Annotated in this window: 16 protein-coding genes and 1 pseudogene; 11 read left to right on the top strand and 6 right to left on the bottom strand. The window is 72.6% G+C overall.

The genetic code is table 11. The features are described 5' to 3' along the window. Window positions 1-1,299 (bottom strand): isocitrate lyase, encoded by a 1,299-nt coding sequence (gene aceA / locus Drose_RS22055; RefSeq protein WP_260723192.1) that lies wholly within the window; start codon window positions 1,297-1,299, stop codon window positions 1-3. Window positions 1,300-1,402: 103 nt separating this feature from the next. Between aceA and Drose_RS22050 the strand changes: the two genes are divergently transcribed. Genes Drose_RS22050 through Drose_RS22040 form a run of 3 tightly spaced genes read left to right on the top strand, consistent with a single transcriptional unit; the run spans window position 1,403 to window position 4,669 of the window. Further along, window positions 1,403-2,872: an XRE family transcriptional regulator gene (locus tag Drose_RS22050; protein WP_260723191.1), complete on the top strand. Its 1,470-nt coding sequence runs from the start codon at window positions 1,403-1,405 to the stop codon at window positions 2,870-2,872. Between the two features lie 46 nt (window positions 2,873-2,918). After that, window positions 2,919-3,497 (top strand): helix-turn-helix domain-containing protein, encoded by a 579-nt coding sequence (locus Drose_RS22045; RefSeq protein WP_260723190.1) that lies wholly within the window; start codon window positions 2,919-2,921, stop codon window positions 3,495-3,497. Beyond that, window positions 3,494-4,669 (top strand): MFS transporter, encoded by a 1,176-nt coding sequence (locus Drose_RS22040; protein WP_260723189.1) that lies wholly within the window; start codon window positions 3,494-3,496, stop codon window positions 4,667-4,669. Before Drose_RS22045 ends, Drose_RS22040 begins: the two co-directional genes overlap by 4 nt. A 49-nt stretch (window positions 4,670-4,718) precedes the next feature. Here the strand turns inward: Drose_RS22040 and Drose_RS22035 are convergent, their stop codons facing one another. Continuing rightward, the gene (locus tag Drose_RS22035; protein WP_260723188.1) at window positions 4,719-6,218 is read right to left on the bottom strand and encodes a flavin-containing monooxygenase; all 1,500 of its coding nucleotides are present in this window, start codon (window positions 6,216-6,218) and stop codon (window positions 4,719-4,721) included. A gap of 120 nt (window positions 6,219-6,338) precedes the next feature. On the opposite strand from Drose_RS22035, the gene Drose_RS22030 reads away from it, so the two are divergent. After that, window positions 6,339-6,524, top strand: a complete 186-nt coding sequence (locus Drose_RS22030) for a hypothetical protein (RefSeq protein ID WP_260723187.1) — start codon at window positions 6,339-6,341, stop codon at window positions 6,522-6,524. Window positions 6,525-6,713: 189 nt separating this feature from the next. On the opposite strand, the gene Drose_RS22025 is transcribed toward Drose_RS22030, so the two are convergent. The 3 genes from Drose_RS22025 to Drose_RS22015 form a co-directional block, all read right to left on the bottom strand. After that, entirely contained in the window at window positions 6,714-8,087 is a 1,374-nt protein-coding gene (locus Drose_RS22025; RefSeq protein WP_260723186.1) for a hypothetical protein, read from the bottom strand. Then, entirely contained in the window at window positions 8,084-8,506 is a 423-nt protein-coding gene (locus Drose_RS22020; RefSeq protein WP_260723185.1) for a hypothetical protein, read from the bottom strand. Before Drose_RS22020 ends, Drose_RS22025 begins: the two co-directional genes overlap by 4 nt. Window positions 8,507-8,764: 258 nt before the next feature. Continuing rightward, window positions 8,765-9,355 carry a hypothetical protein gene (locus Drose_RS22015; RefSeq protein ID WP_390891221.1) on the bottom strand — a complete coding sequence of 197 codons (591 nt, stop codon included), beginning with the start codon at window positions 9,353-9,355 and terminating at the stop codon, window positions 8,765-8,767. A gap of 151 nt (window positions 9,356-9,506) precedes the next feature. Here Drose_RS22015 and Drose_RS22010 point away from each other — a divergent pair, with 151 nt between their 5' ends. From Drose_RS22010 to pflA, 5 genes are all read left to right on the top strand, one after another. Continuing rightward, on the top strand, window positions 9,507-9,671 hold the full coding sequence (locus Drose_RS22010) for a DUF1801 domain-containing protein (RefSeq protein ID WP_260723184.1): 165 nt from the start codon (window positions 9,507-9,509) through the stop codon (window positions 9,669-9,671). Window positions 9,672-9,776: 105 nt separating this feature from the next. After that, the gene (locus Drose_RS22005; protein ID WP_260723183.1) at window positions 9,777-10,037 is read left to right on the top strand and encodes a hypothetical protein; all 261 of its coding nucleotides are present in this window, start codon (window positions 9,777-9,779) and stop codon (window positions 10,035-10,037) included. Window position 10,038: 1 nt separating this feature from the next. Next, window positions 10,039-10,629: a carboxymuconolactone decarboxylase family protein gene (locus Drose_RS22000; protein ID WP_260723182.1), complete on the top strand. Its 591-nt coding sequence runs from the start codon at window positions 10,039-10,041 to the stop codon at window positions 10,627-10,629. Window positions 10,630-10,736: 107 nt separating this feature from the next. Next, window positions 10,737-12,995: a formate C-acetyltransferase gene (gene pflB, locus Drose_RS21995; protein ID WP_260723181.1), complete on the top strand. Its 2,259-nt coding sequence runs from the start codon at window positions 10,737-10,739 to the stop codon at window positions 12,993-12,995. Further along, a complete protein-coding gene (gene pflA, locus Drose_RS21990) occupies window positions 12,992-13,804 on the top strand; it encodes a pyruvate formate-lyase-activating protein (RefSeq protein ID WP_260723180.1) in 813 nt (270 codons plus the stop codon). The genes pflB and pflA overlap by 4 nt, the downstream gene beginning before the upstream one ends. Here pflA and Drose_RS21985 read toward each other — a convergent pair. After that, window positions 13,798-14,238, bottom strand: coding sequence for a CBS domain-containing protein (locus Drose_RS21985; protein ID WP_260723179.1), 441 nt, complete (start codon window positions 14,236-14,238; stop codon window positions 13,798-13,800). The genes pflA and Drose_RS21985 overlap by 7 nt on opposite strands. Before the next feature lie 37 nt (window positions 14,239-14,275). On the opposite strand from Drose_RS21985, the gene Drose_RS21980 reads away from it, so the two are divergent. Together Drose_RS21980 and Drose_RS39125 are read left to right on the top strand one after the other, a co-directional pair. Next, on the top strand, window positions 14,276-14,740 hold the full coding sequence (locus tag Drose_RS21980) for a GyrI-like domain-containing protein (RefSeq protein WP_260723178.1): 465 nt from the start codon (window positions 14,276-14,278) through the stop codon (window positions 14,738-14,740). Window positions 14,741-14,757: 17 nt separating this feature from the next. Continuing rightward, window positions 14,758-14,805: pseudogene (locus Drose_RS39125) on the top strand (hypothetical protein); the annotation flags it as partial. Between the last annotated feature and the right edge of the window lie 14 nt (window positions 14,806-14,819).

The following is a 14,819-nucleotide window of genomic DNA, read 5'->3' as shown; positions in this document are numbered from 1 at the left end:
TCAGTGGGCCGCGGTGAACTGCTCCGCCTCGGTCGAACCGGCGAGGGCCGTCGTGGAGGCGGTGGGGTCGACCGCGGTCGCGACCAGGTCGAAGTAGCCGGTGCCGACCTCACGCTGGTGCCGGGTCGCCGTGTAGCCGCGCGGCTCGGCGGCGAACTCCGCCTCCTGCACGTCGACGTAGGCCGGCATGCCACGCCGGGAGTAGTCCCACGCGAGGTCGTACATCGACAGGTTGAGCGCGTGGAAACCGGCGAGCGTGATGAACTGGAACCGGTACCCCATCGCGCCGAGCTCGACCTGGAACCGTGCGATCGTCTCGTCGTCCAGGTGCTGCCGCCAGTTGAACGACGGCGAGCAGTTGTAGGCGAGCAGCTTGTCCGGGTGTTCCGCGTGGATCGCCTCGGCGAACGTCCGCGCCTGTTCGAGGTCGGGCGTGCTGGTCTCGAACCACAGCAGGTCGGCGTAGGGCGCGAAGGCGAGGCCGCGCGCGATCGACGACTTGATCCCCGGCTCGATCCGGTAGAAGCCCTCGGCGGTGCGTGCGCCCGTGATGAACGGGCGGTCCCGCTCGTCGACGTCGCTGGTGATGAGCGTCGCGCCCAGCGAGTCGGTCCGCGCGACCACCAGCGTGGGGACGTCCGACACGTCCGCCGCGAGCCGCGCCGCGACCAGCGTCTTGATGTGCTGCTGCGTCGGCACCAGCACCTTGCCGCCCAGGTGGCCGCACTTCTTCTCGCTGGCGAGCTGGTCCTCCCAGTGCACGGCGGCCGCGCCCGCGGCGATCATCGCCTTCATGAGCTCGAACGCGTTGAGCGCGCCGCCGAAGCCGGCCTCCGCGTCCGCGACGATCGGGGCGAGCCAGTACCGCCCGTCCTCCGAGCCTTCGGTCGACGCGATCTGGTCCGCCCTGAGCAGGGCATTGTTGATCCGTCGTACGACCTGTGGAACGGAGTTGACCGGGTACAGGCTCTGGTCCGGATAGGTATGGCCGGCCGTGTTGGCGTCGGCGGCTACCTGCCAGCCCGACAGGTAGATCGCTCCGAGACCTGCCCGGACCATCTGTACGGCCTGGCCGCCGGTCAGCGCGCCGAGCGCGGCCACGTACGGCTCGTCCCGCAGCATTCGCCAGAGCCGCTCGGCGCCGAGCCGGGCGAGCGTGTGCTCTTCGCGGATCGTGCCGCGGAGCCTGATGACGTCCTCGGCGGAGTACGGCCGTTCGATGCCGGACCAGCGGGTGTCGGTCTTCCACTGCCCGGCGAGCCCACATGCCTCCAGGCCCAGGTCGGTACGTGCGGTCATCTCGAATCACCTCCGGGTCGCTGCCCGTCAAAGGAGGGGTGGATTCCCGCGGGGAACGCCTCCGCACGCGCGACATCGCGGAAGAATCGGTAGAATTTCGTCGGTGGGAAGAAGGGCGGAGTTGCCGCCCGGCCTCGAGTCCGACCTCCGCCTCGTCGGCAGGCGCATCCGGCACGAGCGCCGTGCGAGGCGGCTGACCCTGGCCGAGCTGGCCTCGGCGGTCGGCAGCTCCCCGTCGCACCTCTCCCAGGTCGAAAACGGCCGCCGCCAGCCGACGCTGCGCCTGCTCGCCGCGATCGCCGCCGCCTTCCGGCTGTCCGCCGACGAGCTGCTGCGTCCCGAGCCGCCGAGCCGCCGGGCCGCGCTCGAGATCGCCGTCGAGGAGGCGCAGGCGGAGCCCGCGTACCGCGCCCTCGGGCTGCCGCCGCTGCGACCGGGCCGGCGCGTGCCGACGGCCGCGCTCGAACACATCAGCGGCCTGTACGACGCGCTGCGCCGCCGTTCCGAGCGGTCGGCCAGCACGCCGGAAGAAGCCCGGACGGCGAACAGGCGGCTGCGTGACGAGATGCGCGAGCGGGGCAACTACTTCCCGGCCGTCGAGGCGCACGCGGCCCGGATTCTCGACGCGGTGGGGTACGGCGGGACCGGCGCGCTGTCCCAGCGGGTGCTGCTCGACCTCGCCGCGCACTGCGGGTTTCGTCTGCGGTACCTGCGTGACCTGCCGCGATCGGTGCGTTCGGTCGCCGACCTCCGGCACCGGCGGATCTACCTGACGCAGGGTAGCTGGACAGGCGGCCACGACACCCGCAGCGTGCTGTTGCAGACCCTGGCGGCCTTCGTCCTCGGGCACGGCACGCCGGACGGGTTCGCCGACTACCTGCGCCAGCGGACCGAGGCGAACTACTTCGCCGCGGCCGTCCTCGTGCCCGAGCGGGCCGCCGTTGCGCTGCTGCGCCACGCCAAGGACGACCGGTCGCTGGCCGTCGAGGACGTGCGGGACGTGTTCTCCGTCTCGTACGAGATGGCGGCGCACCGCTTCACCAACCTCGCGACGCGGCACCTCGACCTGCCCGTGCACTTCGTCCGCGCGGACGAGGACGGGCGGATCTACAAGGCCTACGAGAACGACGGCGTCGCCTTTCCGGCCGACGCCGACGGTGCGATCGAGGGCCAAAGGGCGTGCCGCCAGTGGGCGGCCCGGCGGGTCTTCCGGTCGGCGCGCGGCTATCCGGGCCTGGAGCAGTACACCGACACGCCGACCGGGACCTACTGGTGCTCGAGCCGCGACGTGGGCGAGGGGTTCGCGGTGACCGTCGGCGTGCCGTTCCGGGAGTCGAAGTGGTTCCGTGGCCGGGAGACGACCGAACGCAGGACGTCCCGGTGCCCCGACCCGTCGTGCTGCGCCCGGCCGCCGGCCGACCTGGCGGCGCGGTGGGATCGCCTGGCCCGGCCGTCGGCCCGCGCCCAGTCCCACGTCCTGGCCGTGCTCCCGCCCGGCGCCTTCCCCGGCGTCGACCTCACCGAGGTCTACGAGTTCCTCGACCGTCATGCCACCGACGCCGGCGACCCCTGAGCCTCGGCTACTTGACAAGGCTTCTTGTCACAAGGAGTCTTGCTACATGGACGAGCGGAGGGACCTCACCGGCGACGTGGCCGCCATGCGGGCGCTCGCGCACCCGGTGCGGCTCGCGGTGCTGGAGCTGCTGGGCCGCGACGGGCCGCTCACGGCCACCCAGGCCGGCCGGCACCTGGCCCAGAAGCCGGGCAACATGTCCTGGCACCTGCGGATCCTGGCCCGGCACGGGTTCGTCGTGGAGGCGCCGGGCGGCCGGGGCCGCAGCCGTCCCTGGACGCTGACCGCGCTGGGACACCGCATCGAGGCGGACCCCGGGTCGGACGAGGAGCGCCTGGCGGCCGATGAGCTGCTGGCCACCGTCGCCGACCGCGGATTCGGCCAGCTCCGGGCGTGGCTGGCGGCGCGGCACTCCGCCCCGCAGGCGTGGCGGCGGGCCGCGGTGCTCAGCGACTGGACGCTCCACCTGACCGCGCAGGAGACCGCGGAACTGCGCGAGCGTGTGCACGCGCTGTTCGAGACGTTCGGCGACCGCCTCCGCGATCCCGGCCGCCGCCCGCCGGGCGCCGAGCCGGTCAAGGCGATGCTCGTCCTGCATCCGTTGCGGCTCCCGCCGGCACCGTGAACCGGGCCGCGGGCCGCGCCGACCTGGCGTTGCTGGCCGCCGGACTGGCGGTGTCGACGGCCGGTGACGCGGCCGCCCTGGTCGCGTTGCTGCTGCGGCTCCAGCCGCACGGCACCGGCTGGGTGACCGGCCTGCTCGCCGCCGAACTCCTGCCGTTCGTGCTCCTCGCCCCGGTGACCGGCAAGGTGATCGACCGGGTGGAGACCCGCCGGGTGCTCCTGGTCGCGCTGACGGGCCAGGCCGTGCTGTGCGTCCCGCTCGCGCTGATCGGCACGCTCTGGGCGACCCTGTGCCTGTTCGCCGCGCTGTCGGCCCTGTCGGCGTTCGTCCGGCCGGCCACCGCCGCCCTGCTCCCGGCCATCACCGGCGAGGACGGCGCGGTCCGCGGCTACGCCTGGCTGGCCACCGGCACCAACCTCGGCTGGATCGCCGGACCGGCCGCCGGTGGGCTGCTGACCGGTGCGTTCGGCCCCACCACCGCGGTCCTCGTCGACGCCGCCACCTTCGCGCTCCTCGCGCTCGCCTGCACGGGGTTGGCGGTCCGCCGGCCACCGGCGCGGACCCCGGCCGGTGCGGCGGCCACCGGCCGGGCCGGCGGGTTCCGCATTCTCGCCGGTGACGCGATCCTGCGGTTCGCGATCCCCGCCTGCGCGATCGCGGTGGCCTGCGGCGTGGTCGACAACGTCGCCGCACCCTTCCGCTTCGTCGACCAGCTCGGCGCGAGCGCCGCCGGATACGGCGTCTACCTCACGCTCTGGGGCACGGGGGCGATGGTCGGGTCACAACTCCTGCCGTACATCGGATTGCGCGGGCACACCGCCCTCGCCGTGGGAAACCTGGTCACGGGCGCGGGCATCGCCGGCATCGGCCTCGCGCCCAGCCTGACGGCGGCGTTCGTCGCCTCGGCGCTCGGCGGTGCCGGCAACGGCCTCCTCAACGTCGCGCAGAACGCCCTGATCAGCGCGCGGACGTCGCCGGACCGGCGGGGCCGGGCCTTCGCCGCGCTCGGGGCCGTGATGCAAACGGCCATCGGACTCGGCACCGCCGCCGCGACCCCGCTCATCGCGCTGCTCGATCCGGACGGCGCCCTCGTCGCCGCCGGTGCGCTCACGGCCGTCACCGCGACCGGAGCGCTCCTCCTGGCCGGGCGCCAGGACCTCGGGAAGCGCTGAACAGCGGCGTGGCCGGGACGACCGGCGTTCGGGCCGTCGCCGCGGGTGCTCATCTGGCCGTCGCCGCCGCCGTGGCGCGGGCGAAGTGCAGCTCCGGATCGGCCACGTTGCCCGCGCGCAGCAGCTTGACGTCGGCCTGGTAGGTCATCGAGGTCAGCCACGGCCTGCGGGCGCCCTGGCGGGGCAGCCGCGCGACGGCGCGCCGGACGTAGCCGGCGCCGAGGTCGAGCAGCGGCCGGGTCGGCATCGCCGGGTCGCCGACCTCGGGGCGGCAGATGTCGTACCCGTGAGCGTCCATGTGGGCCAGCAGCCGGCAGAAGTGCTCGCAGAGCAGGCCGACCTTCAACGTCCAGGACGAGTTGGTGTAGCCGATCGCGTACGCGAAGTTCGGCACACCGGACAGCATCACGCCCTTGTAGGCGACGGTGTCCGGGACGTGTACCGCGATGCCGTCGACCGTCAGCGCGACGCCGCCGAGGGCCTGCACGTTGAGCCCGGTGGCGGTGACGATGACGTCGGCCTCGAGCTCCCGCCCGGACTCCAGCAGCACGCCGTGCTCGGTGAAGGTGGCGATCCGGTCGGTCACGACCGAGGCGGTGCCCTTGCGGATGGCCCGGAACAGGTCCCCGTCGGGCACCGCACACAGCCGCTGGTCCCAGGGGTCGTACGGCGGGTTGAAGTGCTCGTCGACCGGATAGCCCGCCGGTAGCTGCCTGACGTTGACCCGGCGGATCAGGCGGCGCGCCGCCTTCGGGTACCGCTGGCAGAGCCACCAGATCGCGCGCTGCCGGGCGATGTTCTTGCGCCGCGTCAGCGCGTGGCCCCGCGCCTCCCCGAGGTACTTCTTCAGGGCGTTGCCGATGGTGTCCTTCTTCGGCAGCGGCATGACGTACGACGGTGTGCGCTGCAACATCGTCACGTGCGCGGCCGCGTCGGCCATCGCCGGCACCAGCGTGACCGCGGTGGCCCCGCTGCCGATCACCACGACGCGCTTGCCCGCGTAGTCCAGGTCGTCGGGCCAGTCCTGGGGATGGACGATCGGGCCGCCGAAGCGCTCCCGGCCCTCGAAGTGCGGGGTGAACCCCGCGTCGTACCGGTAGTAGCCGCCGGCGCAGAAGATCCAGCCGGCGGTCAGCCGCTGCCGCTCGCCGGTGTCGGTGCGCTCGACGTCGACGGTCCAGCGCGCGTCGCCGGACGACCAGGACGCGGCGAGCACCTTGTGGTGGTAGCGGATGTGCGGGTCCAGACCGTTCTCCGTCGCGGCCTCGCGCAGGTACGCCAGGATCCGCGGCGCGGAGGCGATCGACTCCTCGTCCCGCCACGGCTTGAACTCGTAGCCGAAGGTGTAGAGGTCCGAGTCCGACCGGATGCCCGGATAGCGGAACAGATCCCAGGTGCCGCCGGAAGCGGGACGCGCCTCGAGGATCGCGAAGCTCTTCGACGGCAGTCCCGTCTTCAGGTAACGTCCGGCGCCGATGCCGGAGATCCCGGCGCCGACGATCAGGACGTCGAGGTGTCCTGCTGCGGGCGGAACGGACGGGTCGGACATCGGCGGCGGCTCCAAACAGCGACGTTCGGCCCTTCCATGGTGCGGCGCGGAGCGCCGGCGGGTCGAGGGCGTCCGCACCAGGACGGGCGGTCAACGGTGCACTCTGCACTGTACTGTCGCGTGTCGTGGACGCCGTCGTCACCGTGGGTGCGGGAGCTGATCCGCCGGGCCGCTGAGATCGCGCTCACACCGCAGCCGGAGTGGCGCGCCGAGGTCGACGGTGGCGGCGTCCGCCGCGATCGGCGATGGTCGACCACTCGGCGGCAGCCCACGGTCGTGCGGCTGCCGCAGACCGCCACCCGGTAGCCGTGCCCGGCGGCGGTGCGGAGTACAGAGTGCCTGGTGCGCGGTGTCAGTGCGCGGTGCGTGGGTGGCACATTGTCGTGGAGCAATTTTGCACCCCTGGATACAAAAACGCTCCACGACAATGAAAGCGGTGCAGGGCTGAACCCCAGGGGCGACCGGGCCGGCGGGGACGGATCGACGCGCGTGCCGTCACGGGTGTGCGGCGGCGCTCACCAGGTGTGGCTCCGCCGCGACGGATCCGGGTGCCGGGTCGGGCCGCCGCGCCGGTGACAGGGCCACGACGATCCAGCATGCCGCGCTGGCGCAGGCCATGGCCGCCACCGGGATCAGCACCCGGTCGGCCGAGGTGGCCAGGTGCCACGCGAGATCGTAGGGCGTCGCCAGGTAGATCAGCGTCAGGATCGCCGAGTAGCCGCCGAGCACGAGCCACAGCCAGGGATCCGCGCCGAGGCCGAGTGCCCGCCGCCGCTTGCGGAGCAGCAGCAGGCCGAGCAGCGCGCCGCCGGCCGCGAAGAGCACGACGCCGTCCGCGATGCCCCACAGTGTGGTGCCGACGGGACCGAGCCGGCGCAGGATGTCCGGATCGCCCTTGAGGAGCCGGCCGAAGCCGCCGGCGGACAGCACGTCGGTCTTCGCGCCGAACGCCCGGGTGGTCAGCGACCACACGACGCCGGCGGCGAACGGCAGCCAGCCCCAGGCGGCGCGGCGCCAGGCCCGCCGATGCCTGACGGTGGCGACCACGGCGAGCACGCCGACGAGGCTCAGGCCCTCGTTCTTCATGAGCGCCGCGCTGCCGAGCAGCAGCAGCGTGACCGGCAGGACCCGGGTGTCGAACGGGTCCCGGGCGAACAACAGCAGCACGGCGCCGGCCGTGAACGCCGCGGCGCACATGGCGTCGCTGAGTCCCGACGCCGGTGACGTGTACGTCGGGAACCACACCGACAGGCCGGCCGCGATCGAGCCCGACCACGACAGCGGCGGCGGCGCCGCCGCGGTGACGACGCGCACGGCATAGACGAGCATGGCGATCGACGCGCCGGTGACCGCGCTGGAGACGAACTGCGCGGCGAGGAAGTCACGCGTGTCGAGCACACCCCAGGCCAGCGCGACGGCGGAGGAGTTCAGGGGCGGGTAGTCCGGATGCGTGAACACCATCGCCGGGTTGCCCATCACCTCCCGGGTGTAGTCGGCACCCTCGAGATACATCCCCGCGTGCAGCCACCAGATCGCGTGGGCGTCCCAGCCGTTCGGCGCGCGGAAGGCGGTCAGGAAGGGGAACAACAGCGGCACGGTCAGGAGCGCGGCCGACAGCGACGAGCCGTGCGGCACCGGCGGCCGGCGCCGGAGGTGCCATGCGAGCAGCACGGTGCCGACGAAAGCCGTCGGAAGGTAGGCCCACAGCGCGCCGCCGATCCACAGCATCGGCAGGACGGCCGCGGCGACGGTCACCGCGCCGGTGAGCGGCGAGAGCACGAGCGAGAGCGGCCGGCTGCGGGTGAACGCGTAGGCCAGCGGCAGGCCCACGACGACCAGCAGCGCGAGCGCGGCGAGGACGGTCGTCATGCGCGCACCGTCAGGATGTCCAGCCGGACACCGTACGGCGCCGCGCCGTCGGGAACGCACGACAGCCGCACGTCACCGCGGTCGGCGACGGTGAGCCCGTTGAGCGCGGAAGCCTCGAACAGGCGCATCCACCAGACGAAGTCGACACCCTCCGGCTGCCTGATCTCTACCCGCGTGCCGGCCGGGACCAGCCGATCCACCTCCCGGACGAGGTAGGCGGTCTGCTCGACCTGCCGGTCCATGTCCGCCTGGGCGGGATCGACGTCCCGCAAGGCCCGCTGGCCGTGGTACGCCGCCTGCAGCGCGGGCCCGACGCCGTTGAGGGCGGCGACACCGCAGACCGCCGCGGTCATCAGCCGGGAGACCCACCGGAACCAGCGCGACGTTGCGACGCCGCGCCAACGCGCTGTCTGCGGCATCGGCCGCCACCTCCGCATGGCTGCTCACTCACGGCGGCGGGCGCCCCCGTGGGGGACAGCTTTCCGACCGCCGCGCAGGTCGCCGCAGCGCCGCGCCGTGTCGCCAGAAGGACCACCCTGACCTGTACCGGTCTCGCGGCCGCTGTCACCCTGCGCCGCTCACCCGCGCGGCGCCCGCGTCACCCGCAAAGGCCTCGCCATCCGCAAAGGATCCGGGCCGCGGCGGTCGGCTGCGGTCCGGATCTGTCGCGCGACGGTTCAGATGAGCCAGCGGTTGCGGCGCACGATGGGCAGTTTGGCCCAGTGGCGGCCGAGGCCCCAGGTGTGGCCGGCGTAGGCGAGGGCCAGGACGATGAGGACGGCGGCGTAGATGATGTGGTAGTCGATGAGGGGGTTGGTGGAGCCGGCGGGGGTGCCTTTGGCGGTGTGTTGGGCGAGGGGGTATTCGGCGAGCCACATGCCGGCCATCATGAGGGTGCCGGAGGCGGCGGCGATGCGTAGGCCGATGCCGGCGGTGAGGGCGATGCCGATGCCGAGCAGGCCGAGCATGAACAGCCAGTTGGCGTACCAGGTGCCGGCGATGGTGTGGAAGAAGCTTTGGAGGGGTCCGACGTCGACGTTGGCGAGGAAGCCTTTGGTGGGGCTGCCGCCGTTGATCCAGGCTTTGGCTTCGGGGGTGGCGTAGCCGAGGCCGAAGGTCTTGTCGAGAAACGCCCAGAGGAAGACGAAGCCGGTGGTGTAGCGCAGCACCGCGAGGGCTTTGGCGGCGGTCTTGGTGAGCATCGAGCCGGGGGCTTCGACGTGTTCGAGGTGGCTGGTGGGCGGGTGGTGGATCGATGCGCTGGTCATGACGGCCTCCTGCCGTGTTCCTTCGTTGCTGTCAGCTTCGTCCCGCGCCGCCGCCGGGCGCCTGAGTCGAACCTCCCCAGCCGGCGGGACCAACGGCCCGGCCGGACCGGGCCGTAAGGTTTCGTAAGCCCGCTGCCGCACGCTCGGACGCATGACCCTGGCGTTCACCCACGGCGTCGACTTCGACGACCCGCACGGGCTGCTCGAAGGCGTCGGCAAGAACACCCGGCACGTCAAGCTCAAACCCTCCCGGGAGGTGCCGCGGGCCGCGATCGGCGACTACATCCGGCAGGCAGCCGACAGAGATCGGGCGTAGCCGCTCGTACGATCGCGGCGCTGCTCGCCAAGCGTGGCGCCGGGGCGCCAAGTTAGGGGAAATTCCCCAAGCGGCCGGGCGGCCGGCGAGCTTATCGTCCGATCCGTGAACGAAGCGCATCACCCGCACGACGTCGTCGTCGTCGGTGGCCGGGTCCGCCTCGACGTGGAGGCGGACGAGCCGATCAGCCAATCACTGCCAAGGGAGTCGCAGATGACCAACGGTGTGGACACCGCCACGATCGACGCGGTGAAGGCCGCGCCGGAGCCGGAGACGTCGCGGGGCGTCGTCGAGCGGTCCACGGCGCGTCCGGCGGTGTTCGACGTCCTCACCACCTCGGTGCCCGTATCGGTCACGGTGGCCTGAGATGTCCTATCTGGACCTTCCCGACGAGGCGGAGGCGGACGCCGGCGCCGCTCGCCACTTCGCCGCCGACCGCGCGCGGTTCGGGCACGTCATGAACTACACACGGGTCTTCGCGCTGCGCCCGGACGTGCTGGACGCCTGGGCGCAGCTCAACCGGGCCATCAAGGCCGGGATGGACGACCGCCGGTACGAGCTGGCCACCCTGGCCGCGGCCCGCCGGCTCCGGTCGAGCTACTGCGCGCTGGCGCACGGCACGCTGCTGCGGGACCGGTACTTCGACCCGGCGACCCTGCGCCGCGTCGCGCTCGACCATCACGACGCCGGCCTGGACCCGGTGGACGTGGCGGTGATGGACTTCGCGGAGAAGGTCGCGGGCGACCCGACCGGCGTCACGGCCGCCGACGTGGAGGCGCTGCGCCGGCACGGCCTGACCGACACCGAGATCCTCGACGTGGCGTTGACGGCCGCCGGCCGGTGCTTCTTCAGCACGGTCCTCGACGCGGTCGGCGTCGAGCCGGACGCCGACTACCGCTCGACGCTGGAGCCCGAGCTGCGGGAGGCGCTCACGGTCGGCCGGGCGATCGCCACGTAGGGCGCGCTCCGGGTTCGATGGTCATGAGGCGGCGGGACTTTCGGCCCTGCCGCCTCCTCGTCGCGCGCGCGAGGCTGGCGGTGCAGCGACCATCGAGGAGGAGACCGATGACAGCCACGAGCGCCTCCGCGCCGACCGACTTGGCCGCCTGGCGCGGCTTCCAGGGCGGGCGCTGGCGCGATCGGATCGACGTCGCCGACTTCATCCGCGCGAACGCCCGGCCGTACGAGGGCGACGGCGCGTTCCTCGCCGGCGCGACCGAGCGGACGATGCAGGTGTGGGACCGGATCACCGCGATGTTCCCGCAGGAGCGCGAGCGTGGCGTCCATGACGTCGACCCGCGCACGCCGGCCTCGATCACCGCCCACGCGCCGGGCTACATCGACCGGGACCGGGAGCTTATCGTCGGCCTGCAGACCGACGCTCCGTTACGGCGGGCGATCATGCCGTTCGGCGGCCTGCGCATGGTCGAGAGCGGGCTGCGCGCCTACGGCTACGATCTCGACCCCGCGGTCCGGGAGATCTTCACGAAGTACCGTAAGACCCACAACGACGCGGTGTTCGACGCCTACACCCCGCAGATCCTCGCTGCCCGCCGGGCCGGCATCATCACGGGCCTGCCGGATGCGTACGGACGCGGCCGCATCATCGGCGACTACCGGCGCGTGGCCCTGTACGGCGTCGACTTCCTCATCGTGGCGAAGCGCATGGAGAAGGAACTGCTGGACGACCATGCCGCGACGCCGGACGTGATCCGGGACCGGGAGGAGCTCGCCGAGCAGTTGCGCGCGCTGGAGGAGCTGAGGACGATGGCCGCCGGCTACGGCCACGACATCTCACGCCCGGCGCGCACCGCCCGTGAGGCGATCCAGTGGCTGTACTTCGCCTACCTCGCCGCCGCGAAAGAGCAGAACGGCGCGGCGATGTCGCTCGGCCGCACCTCGACCTTCCTCGACGTGTACCTCGAACGCGACCTCGCCGAGGGCGCGCTGACCGAGTCCGGGGCGCAGGAACTCGTCGACGACCTCGTCATCAAGCTGCGCATCATCCGGTTCCTGCGCACCCCGGAGTACGACCAGTTGTTCTCCGGCGATCCGACCTGGGTGACCGAGTCGATCGGCGGCATGTCCGTCGACGGCCGCACCCTGGTGACGCGCACGTCGTTCCGCTACCTCCAGACGCTCTACAACCTCGGCCCGGCACCCGAGCCGAACCTCACCGTGCTCTGGTCGCCGTCGCTGCCGGAGGGGTTCAAGCGCTTCTGCGCGAAGGTGTCGCTGGACACGAGCGCGATCCAGTACGAGAACGACGACCTGCTGCGCGAGTACGGCGACGACGACACCGCGATCGCCTGCTGCGTCTCACCCATGCGGGTCGGCAAGGACATGCAGTTCTTCGGCGCCCGGGTCAACGTGGCGAAGGCACTGCTCTACGCGATCAACGGCGGGCGGGACGAGATGACCGGCGCGCAGGTCGCGCCCGCCACCGAGCCGCTCACCGGCGACGTGCTCGACTACGAGGCGGTGGTCGCCGCCTTCGACCGGACGCTGGACTGGCTCGCCCGCACGTACGTCGACGCGCTCAACATCATCCACACCATGCACGACAAGTACGCCTACGAGCGCATCGAGATGGCCCTGCACGACCACCCTGTGCGCCGCTTCCTCGCCTGCGGCATCGCCGGGCTCTCGGTCGCCGCCGACAGCCTCGCCGCGATCCGGTACGCGCACGTCGAGCCGATCCGCGACGAGACCGGGCTGGTCATCGACTACATCATCGACGGAGACCCGCCCACCTACGGCAACAACGACGACCGGGCCGACGCGATTGCCGTGTGGATCGTCGAGACCTTCATGGACAAGGTCCGCGGCTATCCGGCCTACCGCGACGCCATCCACACCCAGTCGGTGCTGACGATCACGTCGAACGTGGTGTACGGCCGGCACACCGGCAACACCCCGGACGGGCGCCGGGCCGGTGAGCCGTTCGCGCCGGGCGCCAACCCGATGAACGGCCGCGACGTGCACGGCATGGTGGCGTCCGCGCTGTCGGTCGCGAAGCTGCCGTTCGCGTCGGCGCGGGACGGGATCTCGCTGACCAGTACCGTCACCCCTGCCGGGCTCGGCCGCGGTGACGCCGAACGGGTCACCAACCTGGTCGGCATCCTCGACGCCTACACCGCCACCGGCGGCTTCCACCTCAACGTCAACGTGCTCGACCGCGAGACGCTGCTCGACGCGATGGCCCACCCGGAGCGGTACCCGCAGTTGACCATCCGCGTCTCGGGCTACGCGGTGAACTTCGTCCGGCTGACCCCGGAGCAGCAGCGCGACGTGATCGGCCGCACCTTCCACGGCTCGACATGAGCGTTTCGGAACCGCTGGTCGTCCCCGGCGGCGGGACCGCCCGGCCGCGCGCCACCAACGACGCCCCGGCGTGGTGGCGCGCGGTCCCGGGGCGGCTGCACTCGTGGGACGTCTCCACCGGCGTCGACGGGCCGGGCACCCGTTTCGTCGCGTTCCTCGCCGGGTGCCCGCTGCGCTGCCTGTACTGCCAGAACCCGGACACCTGGCGCATGCGCGACGGCACCCGGACCACCGCCGGGGTGATTATCGACAGGGCCGCCGACTTCGTCGCCTTCGTCCGCACCGCCGGCGGCGGCCTGACCGTCAGCGGTGGTGAACCGCTCCTCCAGGCGGCGTTCACCACGGCCCTGTTCACCGGCGCCCGGGAGCTCGGGCTGCACACCGCCCTCGACACGTCCGGCGCGCTCGGCGCACGGGCCACCGACGCCCTCCTCGCGGCGACCGACCTGGTGCTGCTCGACATCAAGGCCTGGGATCCGGACCGCTACCGCAGGCTCACCGGCGGCTCGGTCGACCCGACGCTCCGCTTCGCGCGCCGCCTCGCCGCCCGGGGAACGCCGGTCTGGATCCGGTACGTGCTGGTGCCCGGCCTCACCGACGACCCCGCCGAGGTCGACGGCGTGGCCGGCTTCGCCGCCGGGCTCGGCAACGTCGAACGGGTCGACGTGCTGCCGTTTCACCGGCTGGGCGTGGCCAAGTACGACCGGCTCGGCATCCCGTTCCGGCTCCGCGACACCGCACCACCCGACCGCGACCTGCTCGACCAGGTCCGCGCCCGGTTCGCCGCGCACGGCCTGGCGGCCTACTGATCGATGTCCGCGGACCGATAGTGCTGGACGACGACCTCGGGGACGAGGGCGCGGCGGAGCGTCGCATCGGTGCGCGCGGCGCGGCACAGCAGGTCCCGGCGCGTGACGATGCCGACGAGCCGGCCGGTCGCGCCGGTCACCGGCAGCCGCCTGATCCGGTGGCGTTCCATGAGCTCGGCGGCGCGGGCGACCGGGGCGGCGGCGTCGACGGTCACCGCCGGGCTGGTCATCAGTTCGCGGGCGGTCGCGCCGCCGTGCGGCCGCATGACGTCCGCCTCGGAGACGACGCCGAGCACGTGGTCGGTCCCGTCGACCACCGGCATGCCGCTCACCCCGCAGCCCGTGAGGACGTCGACGATCTGCTCGTACCGGCAGTCGGGCGTCGCCACGAGGACCGCCGGGGTCATGACGTCACGGACGACAAGCTCGCTCATCGGACCCACCCCCTTCCAGGTCTACCCTTGACCGGAGGTGACTGAGGTGTACCAGTTGCGTGCGGCGGACCTGGACTCCCGGCCGTCGGCGGTGGTGCGGGCGTGCCTGCCCGCCGGTCAGATCGCGGGTTGGCTGCCGGGCGCGTTGCGCCGTGTCCGGCACGAGCTCGCACGCCAGCACGTCGAGCCGGTCGGGCCGCCGTTCGTGCGATACGCGCCCGACGAGGACGGGATCGGCGTCGACGCCGGATACCTGGTGTCGGAGCCGATCGAGGACAACGGCGACGTCGTGGCGTCCGGGCTGCCCGGCGGGCCGGCCGTCATCGCGATCCACGTCGAGCGGCCGGCCGAGACCGTGGACGCGTGGCAGGCACTGGACGACTGGCTGTGGTCGCGGGGTTTCCGGGCGTCGGGCCCGCCGTGGGAGTACTGGACGGACGGGCCGGAGGACGGTTCGGGGCGCGGCACCGTCGACGTGTTCCTGCCGTACCGCTGGCGCTGAGCCGGACGCGGGCGTGGATGCGTTCGCTACGCGACCGGCTCACCGTCGACGCGGCCGTCAACTTCGGAGCGCAGTTGCC

This window comes from Dactylosporangium roseum, from assembly GCF_025264685.1.
GTDB classification, from domain to species: domain Bacteria; phylum Actinomycetota; class Actinomycetes; order Mycobacteriales; family Micromonosporaceae; genus Dactylosporangium; species Dactylosporangium roseum.
This window is presented reverse-complemented; position numbering and strand designations above follow the sequence as displayed.

Coding starts and splice junctions, on each gene's coding strand:
- aceA (WP_260723192.1), bottom strand. CDS start 1,299: ATGACCGCACGTACCGACCTGGGCCTGGAGGCATGTGGGCTCGCCGGG.
- Drose_RS22045 (WP_260723190.1), top strand. CDS start 2,919: ATGGACGAGCGGAGGGACCTCACCGGCGACGTGGCCGCCATGCGGGCG.
- Drose_RS22035 (WP_260723188.1), bottom strand. CDS start 6,218: ATGTCCGACCCGTCCGTTCCGCCCGCAGCAGGACACCTCGACGTCCTG.
- Drose_RS22025 (WP_260723186.1), bottom strand. CDS start 8,087: ATGACGACCGTCCTCGCCGCGCTCGCGCTGCTGGTCGTCGTGGGCCTG.
- Drose_RS22020 (WP_260723185.1), bottom strand. CDS start 8,506: ATGCCGCAGACAGCGCGTTGGCGCGGCGTCGCAACGTCGCGCTGGTTC.
- Drose_RS22015 (WP_390891221.1), bottom strand. CDS start 9,355: ATGACCAGCGCATCGATCCACCACCCGCCCACCAGCCACCTCGAACAC.
- Drose_RS22010 (WP_260723184.1), top strand. CDS start 9,507: ATGACCCTGGCGTTCACCCACGGCGTCGACTTCGACGACCCGCACGGG.
- Drose_RS22000 (WP_260723182.1), top strand. CDS start 10,039: ATGTCCTATCTGGACCTTCCCGACGAGGCGGAGGCGGACGCCGGCGCC.
- pflB (WP_260723181.1), top strand. CDS start 10,737: ATGACAGCCACGAGCGCCTCCGCGCCGACCGACTTGGCCGCCTGGCGC.
- pflA (WP_260723180.1), top strand. CDS start 12,992: ATGAGCGTTTCGGAACCGCTGGTCGTCCCCGGCGGCGGGACCGCCCGG.
- Drose_RS21985 (WP_260723179.1), bottom strand. CDS start 14,238: ATGAGCGAGCTTGTCGTCCGTGACGTCATGACCCCGGCGGTCCTCGTG.